Below are 20,304 nucleotides of genomic sequence, written 5' to 3'. Positions count from 1 at the left end.
AGGCGACTATGGCAAAAGGATACATATATATAATGATGAATCCATGTCTCAAAGATATGGTGAAAATAGGATACGCGACTGATGTAGAGGCTCGCCGTAAACAACTGAGTACGACTACACTTCCAACAGACTACGAAATTTATGCTACTTATGAAACCAAGGGTAATCTTGAAGATAAAAAGTTGCATAGATTAATTGATAACCTGAATCCTGATTTAAGGGTATCAAAAGTAGGGAATTCTTTGTTGTGAGTCCTGAGGATGCGTAAGACTTACTAGAAGTGATTGCAACTATTAGCGGTTCGTGGGATAAGCTAAAGCAAGTTAAGACAAAGAAGACTGCAGAATCAGCAAAGATAAAAAAGCCTCCTATAAATTTCAAGGAATGTGGGATTCCGGTCGGAGCTGAGCTGGTATATGTGGATGATCCAACTGTAAAGGTTATTGTGTGCGATGAAAGAAAGGTTGAATACAACAACGAGATTACATCACTTACAGCTGTAGCAAGGCAGTTCAAAGGTTATAAAAATGTGCCTGAGCCATCGTTCTTTACTTATAATGGTCGATTGGTTACAGATATTGCAAGAGAAACTCAGTGGAGAGAATAATATAGTTAGGCAACTTTTAAGGTGGACTAGAAACGTGTTCAGTAATCTTATCTGATATTTCAGAGACAAATGGTTCTACCATTTGTCTCGTTTATTGTATAAGCAATAAAAATAAATCACCTGCTATGCAGGTGTGTTCCCAAATAGCTTTAGCTTCAAGTAAAAAAACCTCCAATGTTATAATGAGTGCAGGTTCGCCAACCGCACAAATAACAAAGGAGGTATCCAAATGGACAAGAATAGTCTAGCACATACGAGATGGGAATGTAAGTATCATATCGTGTTTGCACCAAAGTACAGAAGAAAAGTTATATATCAACAGATACGTGAAGACATAGGACATATTTTAGGTGAGTTATGCAGGAGGAAAGGAATTGAAATAATAGAAGCGGAAGCATGTCCGGATCATATACACATGTTTGTAAGAATTCCACCGAAGTATAGCGTATCAGAGATTATGGGATATTTAAAAGGAAAAAGTTCGCTAATGATTTTTGAAAGACATGCGAACCTAAAGTATAAATATGGCAATCGACATTTCTGGTGTCGAGGATATTACGTGGATACTGTGGGAAAGAATGCAAAGAAAATCGAGGAATATATTCGAAATCAGTTAAAAGAAGATTTGGAGTATGATCAAATGACACTAAAAGAGTACGTTGACCCGTTTACGGGTGAGCCGGTGAGATAGGGCAAAAGAAAGAGGCTCTTTAGAGCCAGCCCGAGACCGCAGTGCGTAAGGCGAATTTTTCAGAGCCTCTTTAGAGGCAAGCAGGGAACAGCGGCTTATAGCCGCAGAGCAAACCACCAGCTAAGCTGGTGGTAATGATTATATAAATTGGGTGGTGCAAAAATGATAAAAACTAATGATTTTCCTGGGGCAAAAACAAAAATGAAAAGATTAATTCCTATAGTGAATGAATATGATTTTGAAGATATTTCTAAGGCTATTTACTGCATATGTGTTTGTGTAAATAATCGTTCAGTTTTCGAATCTGCTTTATCTTTGAATTGGGCTTTAGCAGAGCATAAACATCAGGGAAATAAAAAAATAGATAATTATGAAGATTTCAAAAGATTCTTTACTTCTATAGAGGATATAATTAAGCCTTCTCCATTTGACGATGCAGTTGTTGAAGATTATGGGGATGTCTCAATTGAGGTATTTGGTAAAAAGTATTCTGTTATTGTAGGAACTGGTCATAATATGGTATTTGCATGCCTCCAGTTCTTGCCAATACTAGCATGTGAAGTTAAGAAGGAAGATGAGTTAATAGAAGTTATGACTTACAATTCCTTTGTTATAGATTATCTTAAAGACGTAAATATTACGGATGGTAATCATGGGACTAGTGTACTGACATATTGATATTTAGTTAAATATTTCTGGCTGTTATTGCCGTTTTATGGTACAATAAAAGAAACGGCGGTGATATCCTATGGCAAGACCAAAAAAGTACAAAATCAAACTTACGGATGATGAATTAAAAGAATTTAAATCTGTCATCCGAAAAAATAAAACATCCAAAACAATCCGATGCAGATGCCAGATTATTATTGACCTGGATGAGTCCCACGGAAAAGTATTGACTCATGAGCAGTCTGCAAAATCAAATGGTGTATGTCTGGCAACAGTAACCAATACTGTGAAAAAATATTTTGAGGGTGGTATTGATGCAGTAACTGAGTTTAAGCGTAATGTTAATTCTGATAATGCAAGGCGTGTGCTCGATGGACGTGCTGAAGCCCGTATCATTGAACTTGCCTGTGGTCCGGTGCCGGAAGGACATTCAAGGTGGACCATCCGGCTGCTGGAAGAGAAATCAAAAATTGTTCTTGATACTCCGGTCAGCCGTGAGGCAATCCGAAGAGCCTTAAAAAAAACAAACTTCGACCTCACAAAAACGACTACTGGTGCATCCCCAAAAAAGATGATGCCGAATTTATAGCATGTATGGAAGATGTCCTTGATGTATATGAACTCCCATACAATCCTGAAAGACCAGTTGTATGCATGGACGAAAAGCCTTACCAGTTACTGGGCGATGCAAGGAAACCACTGCCCATGCGTCCGGGTGACAATCAGAAAACAGATTCGGAATATGTCAGGAATGGTACCTGCAGCATATTTGCTTTTGTCGAACCGCTTGGAGGCACTCATCATGTCAGCGTGCGAGAACAACGTACTGCCTTTGACTGGGCAGAAGAGATAAAATATCTCGTTGATGTCATGTATCCTGATGCAGAAAAAGTAATTCTTGTTATGGATAACCTTAACACCCATAAAACGGCGTCCTTGTATAAAAGGTATCCAGCAGATGAGGCAAGACGAATTATCAAGCGTTTGGAAATTCACTATACACCCAAACATGGAAGCTGGCTTGACATTGCAGAAATAGAACTGAATGTAATGACCAGACAGTGTTTGTCACGAAGGATTGAAAACATTGCAAAACTTCGTGGAGAGCTAGCTGCGTGGGAAGTCGAGCGTAATACAGTCGCAGCAAAAGTTAATTGGCAGTTCCGAACTGCCGATGCAAGAGTGAAGTTGAGTTCATTGTATCCTAGGTTTACAACAGCTTCCGAATAGGAAGTTGTTGTAATGCTAAAAATCAATGTGCCAATACACTAGATTGGTTCTTCCGACCGAACAACTATTTTGCAAGGTTACAGAGCTATTTAAAAATATGGATTCAGAAATGATAAAGAATGTTGCTTCGATTTTGAAGTCAGACTATATAGAGAAAAAGCATTTTATCGAAACAGAGAATGAAATAGTTCCTTTAGCGAACATGTCTTTGTTAGTAGATTTATATGATGTATGGTATAAATCAGTTGCTGAAAAGGATAAAGCACAGTTAGTAAATAGAATGCTAACTGGTGTTGTATTCAATTTATCAAAATTGGAAATGGATGAAACAATAAATTTTCTATGTCCAGTGGGATTCTCAAATAATAGAGAAAATCCAAAACCAAAATATCAGTTTCCATTTGCGTTAGTATCTTCCAAAGGAATAATCTTTGCTGTAAATAAGAGTGATTATCCGAAGAATGAACTACAGAAAGTCATAGATGAAATCATTCAAGCAAAGAATACTGATTCTTTATTTTTGCTTGAATTATACAGCAGAAATAAGGACGGAAAATGCAGGGGAATTACTGTAACTAGAGAATCCGATATCAAGTTTATGATATATGATTCTTGGGCTAATCCATCTGAAACGCACATAATGAGGCATACAAGAAATGAAGAATATCAGTATTGCACCGCATTTGATATTGTATATTACCTTCTGTTTATGAAGGATGCAGATGAACTACATGATTATTTTGATTTTTTAACTAAAGAAAATGATGCACAAATATTGGGACATGGTGGAGACTCATCTACTTTCCTTATGTGGAAAGATGCTGACCATGCCTTTGAAAAAGGTGCAATTAAATACAGCATGATAGATGTTGGATTTGATACCGAAAATGAGTATGTAGTTGACTATTATCGCAAGAAGTTAAAGGATTTTCCGTTAGGATCGGGCGATTATATTTTGGATAATCCATTTTCTTGGAATATTACACCTAAAGAGAATGACTTCTATGAATATGTTCAAAAAGGAAAAGCTGGTTTTGGTGGATTGTATCGTTTGTTCCAAAACAATTGCTATTTCTTTTTCCCTCATAATGCTAAATTCTATCCAGATATGAATGAATACTTAAAATATAAAGATGCAATATTTATGATTGAGGATATGATTCAACGAATGATGATATCAATAAAGGGTATTATTGAATCAAGCTCAGAATTAGAAGGATGCTCAGTTCAGGTAATGATGATGCCTGAGACATATGCAAGGAAATCAGACCCTTCAGGGATGTTATTGGCGCAAGAACGAAAATATGTAAAAAGCGATTCTATAATATCCAACAGAAAAATTTGCATTCGATTTGTTCCAATCATTGAAACGTTATTTAATGATATTGCGAAGGTAAAGGATAGAACTGTAGAGGTTGAATTCTTTATGGAGTTAATGCAACCATTAAGAAATTATTTTCCATATTTTTATTTACAATTGGAAAAGCACCTGGAGGGAGTTAGAACTGAGAAAAAAGAAGTTTCTGCAATGAGTTTTAGTATTGAATATACATGGAAGCAGGAGCAAGAATCAATATTCAGAGTTGAAAATGATGCATACATTGCCGTAAGAAAGCATATTGCAGAAGTATGTTATATGGCTGGGATTAGTTCTGGTAGTTATTACGGTAAGGATGCTACTGCTGTTGTAAGGTCGATTCAAAAAGAACTTATTGAAGACTTTGAGAATGGAGTAAAAAAATATAATTATCTAAAATTGTTTGAGATGAGCCTTGCAGATTATGCAACCCTTTTACACGAAATAATGATTCATAGGCAGAGATATAATAGTTTCGAAGATATGAAGGATGAGGTTCGTGCTGAAGTATCAAAAAAAATAATAAAACAAAGAGAGGAAGCAAAACACAACCTAAGAACTGTTTCGTACTTGCTTGAAACAGCGTTATATAACGCAGGAAGAGGACAAGAGATTTTATCTACTGAAAAATATCAGTACTTATTGGCATATGCAAATTGGTTGGTAGTACTTGGAGACAATGCTGATATGTGCTACTTTACCGAAGATGAGGTATATGTTGAAGTATCAGGCGAGTACATTATTGATGTAGAATCACAAAGAGAAGCAGGTCATCATTTTGGTGAAGAATTAGCCCAAAGAATGTATGATAATCCAGGTCATTTTGAAAGAGATTATTCTGCCGATGAACAATATTTTGAAAAAGCAAAACAGGCTTTTGAGATAGATTCAGGTGTACCGTTGGAGACATTTTTCACTTTGATGTATTATCTTGAAACTGGCGGTAAAATTGGTAGTGAACTTTTCTACAGAGGAAACGCATTCTGTTTTTGGAAGGAAGATATAATTGATGATTATTGCTCAGTCCAAAATGTTTCAAAGTCAGTGGCAGAAAAGGCATTACAGTTACTTTGTATCAATGCAACTAAGCTTAAATCAAAGAATAATGTTGAGGATTTTTATTTGCCTATTGGCGAAAAAGAGAAGCGTTGTGATAGATATGAAGTAAAGCCAGTTTATGAATATGATGATATGGTAATATATTCACCAGCGGTTATACATTATTTAAGAGATTATTGGCAAAACAGTTTGTTTGAATTTCATATGCCATATGAAATAGGGATGCCTGCTACGAAAAACATTTTGATAGCTTGGAAGAGAGTTTATGAAAAAAAGATTGTTTTTGATCTTGAGAAAGTATTTAAGGATAACGGCTTTAATGTAAGACCTAATTTTGAATTGATGAATCTTGATAAAAAGAAATATCCTCAGTATTTAGGCGATTATGATTTGTTTGCAGTTGATTTGAAGACAAAAGAAATATGGATTATCGAATGTAAGTTTATCGAAAAAGTTGAAACTTTTTATGAAATGTACAGGCAGCAGAAACGTTTTTTTAAAGAGGATAAGTGTGATGAGAAGTTTCAGCGTAGAATTAACTTCTTGAATGAAAATTATAAAGAGGTTATAAAGGATTTAAAGCTTCCGACTGCAGAATATAAGATAAAACCATACATGTGTGTAAATAAAGTTTTTGTATCTAGATATAAGGAAATTGCATTCCCTATTTTAAGTTATCAGGAGATGGTTGAGGAAATAGTAAAGTAGAAATACTGTTCTCAAGTATAAATTGATTATTAAAAAAAACGGAGATTTTGTTAAAGAGAAGTTGAATTGAAATAATATATGTTTATTGTAGGATGCAGTGTGCTACGCTACTCCGCTGCGGAAGGTTACAAATTGTAAGCAACATACAAGAACAGAATCTTCCTTTTATGTCTTCAAGCACAACTGCAGGTTCATGCAGTCAACACATGATAATGGTATGAAACAACCTTTGGTCAACTTGACCAGAAGTTACCCAAAACAACTTTTGGTCCAATGGACCAGAAGTTCATATAGCAAGATTTACAGAGATCACTTTTGGTCCAATGGACCAGATGTGATCTTTTTTTGCTTGTTAAAAAACTGTATCAGAGACAGCAGTTATTACTTCGCCAGTTTTGGCAGAGGCATTTCAGATGAAATGAAATTATGCTACGCAGACGACATAGGAGTCTGGTCATCTGGCCTAAATGTATGCAACTTTAGGCGTATCCTGTTATCTCTTTTATTTACTGTATCTCAAGGTGTTTGTGTCTCGGTGGAATTGTGTCGGAATTTGGCGGATGCCTGTATTTATAAGGCTTTCTACATTTCAAGACACTTGAAAAAGTAATGATTTTTTCATAACGATGGAATTTGTTTCAAACTGCTTTTTCCGCAGCCACAGATACCTTGTGACAATACCGCCGGAGTTGGTGGTGAAGTATTTTTAGCATTTTCAGTACTGTTTTTAAATCAATCCATCAAGGTCTTATTAAAAACTAAAGTAAAGAAAAAATAATGCTGGTTTAGTAATACGGAATTTTTCAACCCAAATGTATGGTGAAGGACAAAAGTTAATAGAAATTTTTATAAATTTCTGTAATCACGATTTCGAGGCTCCAAGTACTTAATAAAGGAGTGAATGAAAAATACCTTCAGGAAGGAGGAAACGACATGTTTACTTATGATGATGAATTCAAGCATATAGCCAAGTATATGGATATCTATGAATTGCTACTGACAAATGGACCTATGCGTTTGGATGAAATCAAGAAGGCGCTAATTGAAACAGGAGTGCCAGAAACTTCGGCTAGAAGAAATGCTACTGATTTTTGGTATTCCGATAGTGAACTGATTTGGAGTGATGATAAAGATCGTAAATATATTAGTAATGATATTTCAAAATATTTTATTTACGAACTTGCTGATGCCCTAAAGGTAGTTGTCTACGGGGAGGCACTGATGCAGGAGATTGAAGATAAGTATAAGGCTGAGGCTAAGACTTTGAAAGAGAGAATCAAAGAATTATCTGTAGAGAACTCAACTAATTTAAATCATTGTAACAAGCATTATAAGGATTTGATAAGAGCGCAGACGAAGATAGCAGACTTAAAACATGAATTGGTAAATGTAAAGCTTGAAGTAGAGGCATTATCGGCTGAGTTGTCACAGGCTAGAGAAGAGCAAGAAGCAATGAAAGCAAGTCCTGCAAGGCTGTTTAAGGGATTTATAGTAGCACTTTGGAATAAGGCTATAAACAGGGAAAGGAGAGTAGAAAGTGACGGAAAATAATTATCAATATTTGATAAATGGAACTAGGCTTACCAACTACTCTGTGATTCCTAATACGGTTTGTGAGATGAATATTTCCAGTACCGCTAAGGTGATATATGCCAAGCTTCTTAATCGTGCTCAGCTATCTGCAGGTAATGGTTTTGTAGATGGTCTTGGAAGGGCATATGTGATTTACACTATTGAGGATTTGGCAAAGGAACTTGGAAAGTGTAATTCCACGATTAAGGACAACCTAAGGGAACTTACTAGAGTTGGGCTTATTGAGAAGAAACGTTCTTCGAAAAGCAGAGCCAATATGATTTTTGTAAAGGTTCCGGGAGCAAGTATTGTAGGGCAGTTTTCTGCCTGTAATGTGATAGAAAATAAACCGTATAAGGGTTCAAAAACTGTCCTTACTTCAGGCGGAAAACCGACTCCTAGTTACAGTAATAATAACAAGAGAGAAATACCTAATTATGAATATCGGGAAGGAGACAGTTTATAGATGAGTGATAGATATGGAAAAGAAATATTATATTGCGAAGTCTGTGGGGAGCCACTTGAGAAGATGATTCCTGGTGGCCCAGTGCTTGGAATGGACAGGTTTCCTGTAAGGTGCTTATGTCCGCGAACAAAGTATGAGAAGGAAGAGCGTGAACGCAAGGCGCGAGAGTATGCAGAGATTGTTAGTCGTAATCGTATGATTTGTTTTAAGGATAAGACAATGTATGACTGGAATTTTGATCATGACGATGGAACAGTATCTCTTATGAAGCTTGCCAGGAAATATGTAGATTCATTTCCAGAAATGATACATAAGTCAGCTGGCTTACTTCTTTGGGGCGATGTTGGTACAGGAAAGACCTATATGGCAGCTTGTATTGCTAATGCACTTATTGAGCAGGAATATACGGTGAAGATGACCAATTTTGCAACTATCATAAACGACTTGTTTGCAAGCGAGGATAAGAATGAATACATCGAGTGTTTGATGCGTTGTAGCTTACTTATTATTGATGATCTAGTGTATTGGCACATTGATTTTTAGCATTACAACAACTTCCTATTCGGAAGCTGTTGTAAACCTAGGATACAATGAACTCAACTTCACTCTTGCATCGGCAGTTCGGAACTGCCAATTAACTTTTGCTGCGACTGTATTACGCTCGACTTCCCACGCAGCTAGCTCTCCACGAAGTTTTGCAATGTTTTCAATCCTTCGTGACAAACACTGTCTGGTCATTACATTCAGTTCTATTTCTGCAATGTCAAGCCAGCTTCCATGTTTGGGTGTATAGTGAATTTCCAAACGCTTGATAATTCGTCTTGCCTCATCTGCTGGATACCTTTTATACAAGGACGCCGTTTTATGGGTGTTAAGGTTATCCATAACAAGAATTACTTTTTCTGCATCAGGATACATGACATCAACGAGATATTTTATCTCTTCTGCCCAGTCAAAGGCAGTACGTTGTTCTCGCACGCTGACATGATGAGTGCCTCCAAGCGGTTCGACAAAAGCAAATATGCTGCAGGTACCATTCCTGACATATTCCGAATCTGTTTTCTGATTGTCACCCGGACGCATGGGCAGTGGTTTCCTTGCATCGCCCAGTAACTGGTAAGGCTTTTCGTCCATGCATACAACTGGTCTTTCAGGATTGTATGGGAGTTCATATACATCAAGGACATCTTCCATACATGCTATAAATTCGGCATCATCTTTTTTGGGGATGCACCAGTAGTCGTTTTTGTGAGGTCGAAGTTTGTTTTTTTTAAGGCTCTTCGGATTGCCTCACGGCTGACCGGAGTATCAAGAACAATTTTTGATTTCTCTTCCAGCAGCCGGATGGTCCACCTTGAATGTCCTTCCGGCACCGGACCACAGGCAAGTTCAATGATACGGGCTTCAGCACGTCCATCGAGCACACGCCTTGCATTATCAGAATTAACATTACGCTTAAACTCAGTTACTGCATCAATACCACCCTCAAAATATTTTTTCACAGTATTGGTTACTGTTGCCAGACATACACCATTTGATTTTGCAGACTGCTCATGAGTCAATACTTTTCCGTGGGACTCATCCAGGTCAATAATAATCTGGCATCTGCATCGGATTGTTTTGGATGTTTTATTTTTTCGGATGACAGATTTAAATTCTTTTAATTCATCATCCGTAAGTTTGATTTTGTACTTTTTTGGTCTTGCCATAGGATATCACCGCCGTTTCTTTTATTGTACCATAAAACGGCAATAACAGCCAGAAATATTTAACTAAATATCAATATGTCAGTACACTAGGAGCAGAGCGCAGCACTGAGTATGCGGTAGAGAATGTATTTAATGTCATTGACAGAAGATACCGTACTGGTAAGCCTTTGATTATTACTACCAATCTTCATATTGATACCATGAGGAATGAAACATCCATTGATAAAAAGCGTATCTATGACAGAGTGTTTGAGATGTGTGCTCCTGTTCAGATGAAGGGCGTTAGTAAGCGAAAGGCATCAGCAGATAGCAAAATTAAATTACTTAGAGAACTTAACAATAGAGAAGATTAAAGAAGGGAGAACAGAAATATGAGTAATATTTATGAGATTCCATATTGGAACAAATATACATTATCAATTGAAGAGGCTGCAGGTTATTTCAGAATTGGAGAGTGTAAGCTTCGTAAGATTATAACGGAGAATCCTACAGCAGATTTTATACTCTGGAATGGTAATCGTATGCAGATTAAGAGAAAGAGATTTGAAGAATTTATTGATAGACAGAGCGTGATTTAAGAATTAGGAGTCATTGGATTAGTAGTCCAATGACTCAGCTTTTGACAGAGAATACAATAATACAACACGCCAATGATAGGATATTGACAAAAATCTATCATTGGTGTATTGTAATGATAGATTAAATTGAAAATACTATCATATAGATTGGAGGATAAAATTTGACAGCAACTTATGATGACATTGAGAAGTACTTAGAAGAAGTAAAAACTGCAATTAATGCTGGAAGATATAGAGTTGAGATGAATGATAAGAGACAGGATAATCAAGACCTGTTTATGGACTATGTAATTACTGAAGAACAAAGAAAACAGATTTTACTGAGTCTTACTCCAATGGATTTTTCAGAAATTCGTCCCAATGATCATAAAGGATTTGAACATGAGCTACTGTATGCATTTGGAAAGGAAGTAAATTTATTATGTAGATTTGGATCAGGAGAGGAACAGGTATCGCTATATATTAAATTTAATAAATTGGAATCAAGATATGTTATAGTGATTTCATTTCACAAGCAGAAATATCCGCTTAAGTATCAATTCAAATAGGAAAGAAAACAAAACGAAATGCAAAATTAGGAGGAAAACAAAATGGCAAAGGAGAGACTGTACGATTTTTGTACGCAATGCAGGGATGACAGAACATACACACTGCGAAAAAAGATTGTGAAAAAAGAAATAAAAGATAAAACTTATGATTTCGAAATTATGGTTGCTGTATGTGATGAATGTGGAGAGGAAATGGATATTCCTGGTCTCTTGGATTTAAACATGAAAGCAATTGACGAACAGTATAGACGTGCAGAGGGATTAGTTAGCGTAGAAGATATCAATAGAATAATGGCAATTTATAATATTGGAAAGGCACCGTTGTCAACTGCGTTAGGATTTGGAAAAATCACAATTACACGATATCTTTCAGGTCAAATTCCTTCAAAAGAATATTCTGATGTAATTAAAAGGGTTTTATCTACACCAAATCATATGATTAAGTTATTAAATGATAATGCTGAAAAGATTGGAGAAACGGCTTATAAAAAGGCAATTAAAGCAGCTGAAGAGATTGCGGGAATGTTCTGTATGTCAGACAAAATGTTATTAACAATTTCGTACATTTTTGAACAGATGCAGGAAGTTACACCATTGGCGCTACAGAAAATTTTATACTTTATTCAGGGTATATATATGGTAATGTTTGATAAGCCGCTATATAAAGAAGATTGTATGGCATGGGTGCATGGGCCTGTATATGAAGAAGTATATGATTTATTTAAGGATTTCAAATTTAATCCAATTGAAGATAATAGGTTTGCAATATTAAAGGAGCGATTTGAAGAATTAGATGATCAGGAAAAGATGGTAATTGATTTAGTGATTAATACATTTGGAAAATATAGTGGAAAAGTTCTTGAGAATATTACTCATAATGAGGACCCTTGGAAGGATGCACGAAGCGATTACGAACCATTACAACCATCTAGAGAAATAATCAGTAAAGAAGAGATAAAGAAATATTTTAGTAATGTAGCTAATTCATATGGAATTGATTCAGAAGAAAAATTAAATAATTACATTCAAAGTTATTTGTAAGGTATGTAAGAGAGAAATCTCTAAACATAGAAAAAGCCAGAGCTTTTTGCTCTAGCTATTCCCTTGTCAAAGTGAACCCTTGACTTTTATTCGCAAAATAATCATAACAAGGGGTATCATTTTTTGCAAGGAGATTATGCAAAGGAGGTACACAAAATGGCTGTACATCATGGCGGAAAAGTCGGTAAAGCTGGAAAGACACTTGCTAGTAAATCTTCTAGCAAAAGCTCAAAAAGCAAAGCCGGAACCACATTAGCAAACCATAAAGCTAAATGTCATTGATAATGACAAAGACCTGGGCATGTCTATAAAATGCCCATTTTTAATAGCTTATGGTGGAGGTTAATATGGAAGAAGAAAAAAATATGATAAAAGGACAAGAAGGTGAAGCGTTTGTTATTCGTGAAGTAGGAAAAGTGGCCAATTATTTAGGTAAAACAATAAGATGCTTCAATCATGTTATTTTGGACTTTGATTCAGTATATGGATCTAGGACAGCAGAATTGGATCATATTATCATATGTGGAGATAAAATATTAATTGGAGAAACGAAAAATGCTAATTACGTATCTACGGAATACAGCGAAATACCATGGAATTTGATGAATGGTAAGACAACAGATAATCCAATTGTCCAGAATCATTATCACAAGCAGATATTTTGTTCGCTCTTTAATATTTCGCGAGAGAATGTAATTACAGTTGAGTGTCTGCTAGAATATGAAAAATGTAGATACAGGACTCAGTTTCCAAATGACTATGTGTTGGGGCACGATAATTTGTTTGATGCTCTTTGCTTATTATTGGCGAATAGTAAAGAGACAGATTTGTATGATGAACTCTGTAAGGAACTTGAAATAATTGAATCTTCGTCTATTGGGAGAGAGGAAGAGCATAAAGAGAATATTGATGAAGTATCAGAAATAGAAGAGAAAACTCGAACTCGAGACAAGCATTATAGATTTAAACGAACTGATATTGTGAAATGCCCTAATTGTGATGGCAACTTGGTTTTTAGATATAAGCCTTGGGTAAAGATAGAACTTGGAAATAAGAATAATACAAAGAATATAGCATTAGGATGTAGTAATTTTCCTATAACAGGCTGTAATGTATTTATTAAACCAAGAAAAGATGCTGGAACAGGATTTGATGATATTAAAGAAATTCACATTGAGGAAAGAATGGGGTGGACGATGGAAGAAAGACATGTTGATACAATATTGGATAAATATTATGCGTTAGAAAGAGAAGTAGTGGCATTAAAGAAGTTACTAAATGTCGAAAGTGAGAAGGTTTCTAAAAGAGATAATCAAATTGATTCTATGAACAAAGATATGCAGGATTTGAGAAATGAAATAGGAGAATTTGAAAGAAGAATTCAAAAAGCAGAGGATGAATGTAAGGCATATAGAAGGATAGTAGGAAGAATATATGTAAAAGAATAGCTTGCTGCTAGTGATGGATATAGAAAATGTCTTGCGGAACAGGGCACAAAGAATAATAGAGAACCAGCGGTATACCGTTTATTAGAAAAGACACCACATAGAACACCTAAGTGGTGTCTTTTGTTATGTTTATTTTCAAAAAATCCCTTTTAATTTAGTAATACGAATTTTTTCAACCCAAATGTATTGTGAAGGATAAAAGTTAATAGAAATTTTTATAAATTTCTGTAATCACGATTTTTAGCCTCCAAGTACTTATTAGAAGTTGAAGAAAGGAGATGTTCCGAGGGCAGTTTCGTGGTATACTAACACCATATCACATCCCCTCGGAGGTAATGATTATGGCACCAAAGAGGAGAGATAATAAAGGTCGAATTCTTCAAATGGGAGAATGGCAAGAACCAAATGGGCGTTATAGATATATCTATAATGATGCCCTTGGCAAAAGGAAAATTATATATAGTTGGAGACTTACTGAGGCAGATCCAGTGCCAGCGCATAAACACAAGGAGGTTCCGCTTAGAGAAAAGGAAAAGCAGGTGCAGTCACTATTTATGCAAGGTATTTCAGGTAGTGACTTGACTGTAATTGAGTTGGTAGAGCGTTACATTTCTCTTAAAACAGGTGTAAAGCAATCTACGTTGGCAAATTATAAGACGGTTATTAATACGCTGAACAAAACAGAGTTTGCCTTTCGTCATGTGGACCAGGTGAAACTTTCAGATGCGAAGATGTATTTAATATCGCTTCAGAGAAGTGGTCTAGGTTACAGCTCGATTCATAATATTAGAGGTGTAATCAGACCGGCATTTCAGATGGCTGTGGATGATGATATGATTCTCAAGAATCCGTTTGATTTTGAGATGAGTTCAGTCCTTATCAATGATAGCAATAAGCGTGAGGCACTATCACCGCAGGATCAGAAGCGATTCTTAGAGTTTGTTCAGAATGATAAGCATTATTCAAGATACTACGATGCATTCTTATTTCTGTTTAGCACAGGACTTCGTATCAGTGAATTCTGTGGGCTTACAGTTAAAGACTTGGATTTTGAAGAGGAAGTAATCAATGTGGATCACCAGCTTCAGCGCTCTCGGAATATGAAGTATTACATTGAGTCTACTAAGACAACCAGCGGCACTCGAAAGATTCCTATGACAGAGGAAGTCAAGGAATTGTGCCAGAGAATTGTAGCCAATCGTAATAAGCCAAAGCGTGAGTCTATCATTGATGGCTATGGTGGATTTCTTTTCTTTGATAAGGAAGGAAAGCCTATGGTTGCACTTCATTGGGAGAAGTACATTCAGCATGCAAGGGACAAGTATAATCGCCAGCATGCTTTGCAGCTTCCACCGATTACTCCACATATATGTAGACACACCTTTTGCTCGAATATGGCACGTCAAGGAATGAATCCCAAGACGCTTCAGTACATCATGGGACATTCTGATATTGCGGTGACTATGAATGTGTATACTCATCTTGGATTAGATGATGCCAGAGAGGAACTTGTTAGATTAAAAGAGGCCAGAAATGTAATGAAAATGAAAGGTGTAATGTAGGCTAGATTATTTGTAGTAACGTTACAAACAAATTGCTACGCAATTTGCTGCCAGAATTCGGAATCCGTCCTGACGGACTACTTCCTCATTTCTGACAGTCGCAAAATTGAATAACATCTGCTTACATGCAAGCATGACGCAGCTGTTTTCAACTTTGCTTTTTGTAACACAAAAATAACACATTTGCCCATAAAAATATGGGAAAAAGCATCAATTTTTATCAAAAAAGCAAATGTTAGTCTGCCAAATGCACCACCTCGCAAAGCCAGTATTTATAAGGCTTTGAGGGCTTTTAGGAGGATATAGAAAATATGCTAAAAATCTTATTCATCTGCCACGGCAGTCTATAATAAAATGGTTAGAATGTAGTAAAATACGGCTTTTGAACATTTTGTAATTAAGTTTTTACCTATGATTTACTTATTTTGATTTTGTAATTAAGTAGAACTACTGTTAGTGTTTTTAGAGTCTGAGTATTAAAATGAGTGGTTGGTCAATTTTATGTTAATATGTATGGGATGCTATATCAAATATATGATGCAGAAGTTTATTGTGAAATTTCTTGTACTGACTACGAAGGTAAAGTATAATTCATATAATAAATTATATAAGATGGGAGACAAATGATGGATAGAAAAACAAATGGATTTTGGTCTATTGCTGCTCGCAAACATTTAAAAGAATTTGTAGACTATAGTGACAATGGTGATATTTTTGATCGTTTAAATGTAGCTGGAAAAACAGGGCTTTTTTTAGGAACAATAAGAGGGAATAAGCAGTTAGATAATATAAAAAAAATAGAAAAAATGGCTAGTCAGGTTGGAATCAAACCAATTGAATTGCATAAGATTATATTGCCCCAGTTAGAAGAAAGTTCTGATAAAAAGATTGAAATACATAGAGATAGTCTGGGGAATGCAACTGGTATTGAGGAATATGTTTTTGATACACAAAGCACATTGGAAATAACTGGAAAGGTTTTTGAAGACTTAAACCCTACAGATAAAGAAATTATAACTGTAAATACGTTAGAAGAAACAAAAAAAGTACCCTACACGCAAAATGAGATTACTGAAATAATGGTACAAAAAGGATTTAAGGAGAATGATATTAATATCTCATTAGATATTGCAGACCAATTTAAGCTAATAAGGAAGGTTGCTAAAAAGAATGATCCAATTATTAGTAATGAATATATTTGGGGAAGTAATAATCAACGTATTGCGCTTGCTGTTGGTGAATTAGGCAAGATTCAAAAAGACAGTTTGGGAATTACGATTGGAGAAATACAAAATTGTCAAGGTATTCCATACGAAAATTTGACAATTGCAGATAAGAAGCTTTTTGATTTGGCGAAAAAAATAGGAATGATAAATCCTATTAAAATAGTAACGAATAGAAATGTGAATAAGGAGTTTGAGTTTACCCAGAGCACTAATTGGTTGCCAGCTTCAGAAGATATATTTGATGATGTGAGATTATTGCTTGCATCTATTAGGTTTGGTGAAAATTACACTCAGCATTCTACGATATATAGTGCACAAAAATTTTTGAGTGCATGGATAAGAAATGGTGAAGTTGGACCACATGATGCTAATAGTACTGATTATATAATGTTAGAGAAAAAAGGAATAGCTAAAGTTGTGTATAAGAGTAAGCAGAAATGGGGATATAATGGATACTATAATGCAACAGGTTATTATTTAGAACTTGTTAAAGAAGATGTTGCAAGAGAAGCACTGAAATTTATTAATGGTATTATTGAGGAAAATGATTTGAGTATTGATGATTATAACCAAATTGCAAAGTCCTCTAATTATTATTCCGCAGAGGAACAGAGGGTGCGAATGGGAGATGTGCCAGAGTCATCAAAAGAAGCAGATGAATATATTCAGCGGATATTAAGGGATGAAAATTATTAGAACGGAGATAAAGTGATGGCAAGAAAGAAAAAAAATACTGTAGAGAATGATAATCAGATTAAAATGTTTGATAATAAGAACTTAAAAGATATTGATATTTCAGAAAATAGTATGGTCAAAAATGTGAATAAAGGTGAATTGTTGGAATATCAAATAAAAAGATTATTTTTCTTTATGGGATATTTTCCAAAAACAAATATAATAATTCAGACCAGTTCAGATGAGCCTTACGATACGGTAACAGATTTAGACGTTTATGGAATTTATATACATTCCGATTTTTCTGAAAAGACTATTTGGTCTGATTGTAAATCCGGTGCAGCTCAAGAGATAAATAGGGTAGCGTGGCTAACTGGAATAAAAGAAATGATAGAAGTGGATGACATCTTGTTTGTGAAAAAAGGTACTAAACTAAGTACGAAGCTTTTTGCAAATGCAAAGAATATTCAAATTGTAGATTTAAGTATTATAGAAGACATGGAAAAAAGATATGGAATAAAGAGTAATGATTGGAGAGGCTCATGGAATCCGCAAATTCAAAATGAAAATATAAATACTTTTAAGAATATTTCTGCACCGAATAATCTGATTTATAAAAGAATATTTAAATTTATAAATACACATTATTGGGCTATAGAAGACAATTTTACAAAATGTAAAAAAACAATTACAGCATTGCGCGATTTAGCATCATTAGCTGAATTACCATTAGTATTAAAAGAGAAAAGAGCTATTAGATGGGCGGTATATCAGTTAAGTAGTATGTTGATGCTCCCGATGTTACAGATATGTAGACAAGTTCAATATTTTACTAATGAAGATAAGATTGATATTATTATTCTAGGCTTGATTTATGGGAGTAATTCTAAATCAAAAATTGATGATATTTTAAAAGTAACAAATAATATCGCAAGAAAAACTTTGTATAAATATTGCGGTGGTGAAAATAAGCTTATTGATTTACCAGAAATAAAATTGAGTCAACCAGAGTATACAGAGGCTTTTGTAAATATGATATTCCGTATTATTGAGCAACCGTTAAGCTATTTCGATATTTTGCGTTTTTTGGATTTTGCGCTTTCTCAATATGATTTAGAAAATCAACAATACGACATAAAAGAACTCAGTGAAATATTTAACAACACAGATGATTTACTGAAGAGTACAAAAACGTTTTTGCATTTTATATGTCATATAACTAATATGCCCAAAGAGGTATTCGTTCTTTTAAATGATAATGAAAGTATTTAGGTAATTGCTATTATGGATAATGAAATGCGAAGGAAAAGTAATGTATAGATTTGAACATTTGTCAAATGGGCAGGCTATTTCTTTTAGAATAAAATGATATGGAATTTATAAGTTACAAAAGATTTTTGTAATGACTATTCCAGCAAAGGTATCGTTGTTGATTTCAAGAATAAATCGCAATAAAAGCGATAGAGCCAATGGAAAGTTAGCAATTCCAAATTAATTTCCTAATTTTTAACCGAAATTGAAATTGCTGTTATAAAAAAAATATTTATAACGGAGGTTCGGTTACATGGAAAACAACATTGTAAATGTATATGGCTACATAAGGGTGTCAACAGAAGGGCAGGTCAAACAGGGATATTCCTTAGCGGAGCAACGTGCGGAAATTGAAAAATATTGCAGTTCCAAAAGTTACAACTTGATAGAGATTTTTAAGGACGAGGGTATCAGCGGAGCGAAAGCTAATGAGGACGAAATGAGTATTGAGCGTGACGGTCTGCTTGATATGCTTGCTTCACTGAAAGAAAATAAAATTCAATATATTGTTGTACTGTCAACAAATCGTCTGTGGCGGTCAGACTTGGTGAAAGTTTTGTTACATAGGGAACTTAAAAAGAACAATGTGGATATCAGAGCAATCGACAGACCGAATTATTCTATCTACACGCAAAATCCCAATGAGATTTTTGTAAATGGTATGTTTGAACTGTTGGACGTGTATGAGCGGTTGGAGATAGCATTGAAATTAAAACGTGGACGATTGCAGAAAGCAAAGGACGGTGGTTATGCAGGCGGTGGCGCTCCATTTGGTTATGAGTGTCTGCGTGGTGGCAAAAAATTGTATGTAAATGCAACAGAGGCAAAAGCGGTACAAAGGGTGTTCCAGTTAAAACAGCTTATGCCCGATATGACATTAAAAAATATATCGGAGTTTATGAAAGCAGAAGGGTACAAGGGCAGGAAGGGAGCGGACTTTAATGTTATGCTTGTAAAACGTATTCTTGATAAAGAAAATTTTTACAAGGGGTGCTACAACTATGGAGGGATAGAGAGCGTAGGAGAGTATGAGCCGATACTTTCATAGGAAAAAGAGTGGTGCATTGCAACACTATCATTTTGAACGAATGTGCATATTATTCGGTAAATTATAGGAAAATGAAAAAATAGGGGAATAACTGTTACGAAATAGTTACATCAACGACAAAAATGTCAGAAAGGCAGTTGGCATAGGTAAGACAGCATTCTGAATGGCATGGTTGGTATTACATTGTAGTTAAAAGTTTTATAAAAAATATAAGTAGGAAAGGACGTGTAGAAAGTATGGAAACATTGGAAAAGGTATTGGTCGAATATGATGAGATGTTTTGTGATGAAATATCAATTAAATTACTGTATCAGCATAAGAATAAAATCGAAGGTTTTGTGGATGAAAATAACAACCAAGTTAGCAAAAGTGCAGTAGCAGACTGGATTATGGAGAACTATTACAATGACAGAAAGTTTATGAAGTACTGCAAAGAGGGGAAAGGAAAAATACCCGAAACAGCAGAGCAACTGTATCAATGTAACGAGGAATACAGAAAGAGCGTAGACGAGGAAAGAATATATCTGCTGCTTTTAATTGGTGTGCCGGTTACAAAAGTTGCAAATATCTTTGGGGTAAGTCGGCAGACAGTATATAGCAGAATTAAAAACTTTGAAGAAAACAGATTGCAGGAATTTTTACAGGATGGCAGAGTGGCTTGACACTCTGTCATTTTTAAATTTGCCAGTCAGTTTGAAAAATAATGTGGGCGATGTTCCCCTGCTATATTTACAATATATAATGGGGTCAGATGAATACACCCCGATTTTGAAATTGACAAAATAAATATGCAAATACA

General features: G+C 35.2%; 22 protein-coding genes. 20 read left to right on the top strand and 2 right to left on the bottom strand.

Translation table 11 applies throughout. From position 1 onward, the window contains the following. Positions 1-8 precede the first annotated feature (8 nt). The 10 genes from H9Q77_RS11480 to H9Q77_RS11435 all read left to right on the top strand — a co-directional run bounded on the left by H9Q77_RS11480 (position 9) and on the right by H9Q77_RS11435 (position 8,902). A complete protein-coding gene (locus H9Q77_RS11480; protein WP_249325633.1) occupies positions 9-251 on the top strand; it encodes a GIY-YIG nuclease family protein in 243 nt (80 codons plus the stop codon). Positions 252-280: 29 nt separating this feature from the next. After that, a complete protein-coding gene (locus H9Q77_RS11475; protein WP_249325632.1) occupies positions 281-607 on the top strand; it encodes a hypothetical protein in 327 nt (108 codons plus the stop codon). 229 nt (positions 608-836) lie between these two features. After that, complete coding sequence (gene tnpA, locus H9Q77_RS11470) at positions 837-1,298, top strand: IS200/IS605 family transposase (RefSeq protein WP_249325630.1); 462 nt, start codon at positions 837-839, stop codon at positions 1,296-1,298. 162 nt (positions 1,299-1,460) lie between these two features. Beyond that, the gene (locus H9Q77_RS11465; protein ID WP_249325629.1) at positions 1,461-1,976 is read left to right on the top strand and encodes a hypothetical protein; all 516 of its coding nucleotides are present in this window, start codon (positions 1,461-1,463) and stop codon (positions 1,974-1,976) included. 70 nt (positions 1,977-2,046) lie between these two features. Next, positions 2,047-2,556 (top strand): helix-turn-helix domain-containing protein, encoded by a 510-nt coding sequence (locus tag H9Q77_RS11460; RefSeq protein ID WP_006855777.1) that lies wholly within the window; start codon positions 2,047-2,049, stop codon positions 2,554-2,556. Continuing rightward, positions 2,526-3,197 (top strand): IS630 family transposase, encoded by a 672-nt coding sequence (locus tag H9Q77_RS11455; protein ID WP_134523031.1) that lies wholly within the window; start codon positions 2,526-2,528, stop codon positions 3,195-3,197. Before H9Q77_RS11460 ends, H9Q77_RS11455 begins: the two co-directional genes overlap by 31 nt. Positions 3,198-3,294: 97 nt before the next feature. Then, positions 3,295-6,321 carry a hypothetical protein gene (locus tag H9Q77_RS11450; RefSeq protein ID WP_249325627.1) on the top strand — a complete coding sequence of 1,009 codons (3,027 nt, stop codon included), beginning with the start codon at positions 3,295-3,297 and terminating at the stop codon, positions 6,319-6,321. A gap of 933 nt (positions 6,322-7,254) precedes the next feature. Then, a complete protein-coding gene (locus H9Q77_RS11445) occupies positions 7,255-7,872 on the top strand; it encodes a hypothetical protein (RefSeq protein ID WP_249325626.1) in 618 nt (205 codons plus the stop codon). Beyond that, positions 7,859-8,359 (top strand): replication initiator protein A, encoded by a 501-nt coding sequence (locus H9Q77_RS11440; protein ID WP_249325625.1) that lies wholly within the window; start codon positions 7,859-7,861, stop codon positions 8,357-8,359. The genes H9Q77_RS11445 and H9Q77_RS11440 overlap by 14 nt, the downstream gene beginning before the upstream one ends. Beyond that, positions 8,360-8,902 (top strand): ATP-binding protein, encoded by a 543-nt coding sequence (locus H9Q77_RS11435; RefSeq protein ID WP_249325624.1) that lies wholly within the window; start codon positions 8,360-8,362, stop codon positions 8,900-8,902. Positions 8,903-8,917: 15 nt separating this feature from the next. Here H9Q77_RS11435 and H9Q77_RS11430 read toward each other — a convergent pair whose 3' ends face one another. Both H9Q77_RS11430 and H9Q77_RS11425 read right to left on the bottom strand, forming a co-directional pair. Further along, positions 8,918-9,589, bottom strand: a complete 672-nt coding sequence (locus H9Q77_RS11430; protein WP_134523031.1) for an IS630 family transposase — start codon at positions 9,587-9,589, stop codon at positions 8,918-8,920. Beyond that, positions 9,559-10,068, bottom strand: coding sequence for a helix-turn-helix domain-containing protein (locus tag H9Q77_RS11425; RefSeq protein ID WP_006855777.1), 510 nt, complete (start codon positions 10,066-10,068; stop codon positions 9,559-9,561). Before H9Q77_RS11425 ends, H9Q77_RS11430 begins: the two co-directional genes overlap by 31 nt. Positions 10,069-10,439: 371 nt before the next feature. Here H9Q77_RS11425 and H9Q77_RS11420 point away from each other — a divergent pair, with 371 nt between their 5' ends. The 10 genes from H9Q77_RS11420 (at position 10,440) to H9Q77_RS11380 (ending at position 20,167) form a co-directional block, all read left to right on the top strand. After that, the gene (locus tag H9Q77_RS11420) at positions 10,440-10,646 is read left to right on the top strand and encodes an excisionase (protein ID WP_249325623.1); all 207 of its coding nucleotides are present in this window, start codon (positions 10,440-10,442) and stop codon (positions 10,644-10,646) included. A gap of 161 nt (positions 10,647-10,807) precedes the next feature. Continuing rightward, positions 10,808-11,194, top strand: a complete 387-nt coding sequence (locus tag H9Q77_RS11415; protein WP_249325622.1) for a hypothetical protein — start codon at positions 10,808-10,810, stop codon at positions 11,192-11,194. Between the two features lie 42 nt (positions 11,195-11,236). Further along, positions 11,237-12,235 (top strand): type II toxin-antitoxin system antitoxin SocA domain-containing protein, encoded by a 999-nt coding sequence (locus H9Q77_RS11410; protein WP_249325620.1) that lies wholly within the window; start codon positions 11,237-11,239, stop codon positions 12,233-12,235. A gap of 156 nt (positions 12,236-12,391) precedes the next feature. Then, on the top strand, positions 12,392-12,517 hold the full coding sequence (locus H9Q77_RS16645) for a hypothetical protein (protein WP_278320472.1): 126 nt from the start codon (positions 12,392-12,394) through the stop codon (positions 12,515-12,517). A 65-nt stretch (positions 12,518-12,582) separates the two neighbouring features. After that, entirely contained in the window at positions 12,583-13,683 is a 1,101-nt protein-coding gene (locus H9Q77_RS11405) for a nuclease-related domain-containing protein (protein ID WP_249325619.1), read from the top strand. A 341-nt stretch (positions 13,684-14,024) separates the two neighbouring features. Further along, positions 14,025-15,245 carry a site-specific integrase gene (locus tag H9Q77_RS11400; RefSeq protein ID WP_249325617.1) on the top strand — a complete coding sequence of 407 codons (1,221 nt, stop codon included), beginning with the start codon at positions 14,025-14,027 and terminating at the stop codon, positions 15,243-15,245. A gap of 626 nt (positions 15,246-15,871) precedes the next feature. Then, positions 15,872-17,167: a hypothetical protein gene (locus H9Q77_RS11395; protein ID WP_249325615.1), complete on the top strand. Its 1,296-nt coding sequence runs from the start codon at positions 15,872-15,874 to the stop codon at positions 17,165-17,167. A 15-nt stretch (positions 17,168-17,182) separates the two neighbouring features. Beyond that, on the top strand, positions 17,183-18,418 hold the full coding sequence (locus tag H9Q77_RS11390; protein WP_249325613.1) for a hypothetical protein: 1,236 nt from the start codon (positions 17,183-17,185) through the stop codon (positions 18,416-18,418). A 292-nt stretch (positions 18,419-18,710) separates the two neighbouring features. Continuing rightward, a complete protein-coding gene (locus H9Q77_RS11385; RefSeq protein WP_117465518.1) occupies positions 18,711-19,505 on the top strand; it encodes a recombinase family protein in 795 nt (264 codons plus the stop codon). 236 nt (positions 19,506-19,741) lie between these two features. Continuing rightward, a complete protein-coding gene (locus tag H9Q77_RS11380; protein ID WP_249325611.1) occupies positions 19,742-20,167 on the top strand; it encodes a helix-turn-helix domain-containing protein in 426 nt (141 codons plus the stop codon). The last annotated feature ends 137 nt before the right edge of the window (positions 20,168-20,304 follow it).

Source organism: Simiaoa sunii, from assembly GCF_014337175.1.
In the GTDB taxonomy this organism is placed as follows: Bacteria; Bacillota; Clostridia; order Lachnospirales; family Lachnospiraceae; genus Acetatifactor; species Acetatifactor intestinalis.
The sequence above is the reverse complement of the archived record's forward strand: the minus strand, read 5'-3'. Positions and strand labels throughout refer to the sequence as shown.

Excerpts from the sequence above, each read along its gene's own strand:
- H9Q77_RS11480 (WP_249325633.1), top strand. The coding sequence starts at position 9 with ATGGCAAAAGGATACATATATATAATGATGAATCCATGTCTCAAAGAT.
- tnpA (WP_249325630.1), top strand. The coding sequence starts at position 837 with ATGGACAAGAATAGTCTAGCACATACGAGATGGGAATGTAAGTATCAT.
- H9Q77_RS11465 (WP_249325629.1), top strand. The coding sequence starts at position 1,461 with ATGATAAAAACTAATGATTTTCCTGGGGCAAAAACAAAAATGAAAAGA.
- H9Q77_RS11460 (WP_006855777.1), top strand. The coding sequence starts at position 2,047 with ATGGCAAGACCAAAAAAGTACAAAATCAAACTTACGGATGATGAATTA.
- H9Q77_RS11450 (WP_249325627.1), top strand. The coding sequence starts at position 3,295 with ATGGATTCAGAAATGATAAAGAATGTTGCTTCGATTTTGAAGTCAGAC.
- H9Q77_RS11445 (WP_249325626.1), top strand. The coding sequence starts at position 7,255 with ATGTTTACTTATGATGATGAATTCAAGCATATAGCCAAGTATATGGAT.
- H9Q77_RS11435 (WP_249325624.1), top strand. The coding sequence starts at position 8,360 with ATGAGTGATAGATATGGAAAAGAAATATTATATTGCGAAGTCTGTGGG.
- H9Q77_RS11425 (WP_006855777.1), bottom strand. The coding sequence starts at position 10,068 with ATGGCAAGACCAAAAAAGTACAAAATCAAACTTACGGATGATGAATTA.
- H9Q77_RS11420 (WP_249325623.1), top strand. The coding sequence starts at position 10,440 with ATGAGTAATATTTATGAGATTCCATATTGGAACAAATATACATTATCA.
- H9Q77_RS11410 (WP_249325620.1), top strand. The coding sequence starts at position 11,237 with ATGGCAAAGGAGAGACTGTACGATTTTTGTACGCAATGCAGGGATGAC.
- H9Q77_RS16645 (WP_278320472.1), top strand. The coding sequence starts at position 12,392 with ATGGCTGTACATCATGGCGGAAAAGTCGGTAAAGCTGGAAAGACACTT.
- H9Q77_RS11405 (WP_249325619.1), top strand. The coding sequence starts at position 12,583 with ATGGAAGAAGAAAAAAATATGATAAAAGGACAAGAAGGTGAAGCGTTT.
- H9Q77_RS11400 (WP_249325617.1), top strand. The coding sequence starts at position 14,025 with ATGGCACCAAAGAGGAGAGATAATAAAGGTCGAATTCTTCAAATGGGA.
- H9Q77_RS11395 (WP_249325615.1), top strand. The coding sequence starts at position 15,872 with ATGGATAGAAAAACAAATGGATTTTGGTCTATTGCTGCTCGCAAACAT.
- H9Q77_RS11390 (WP_249325613.1), top strand. The coding sequence starts at position 17,183 with ATGGCAAGAAAGAAAAAAAATACTGTAGAGAATGATAATCAGATTAAA.
- H9Q77_RS11385 (WP_117465518.1), top strand. The coding sequence starts at position 18,711 with ATGGAAAACAACATTGTAAATGTATATGGCTACATAAGGGTGTCAACA.
- H9Q77_RS11380 (WP_249325611.1), top strand. The coding sequence starts at position 19,742 with ATGGAAACATTGGAAAAGGTATTGGTCGAATATGATGAGATGTTTTGT.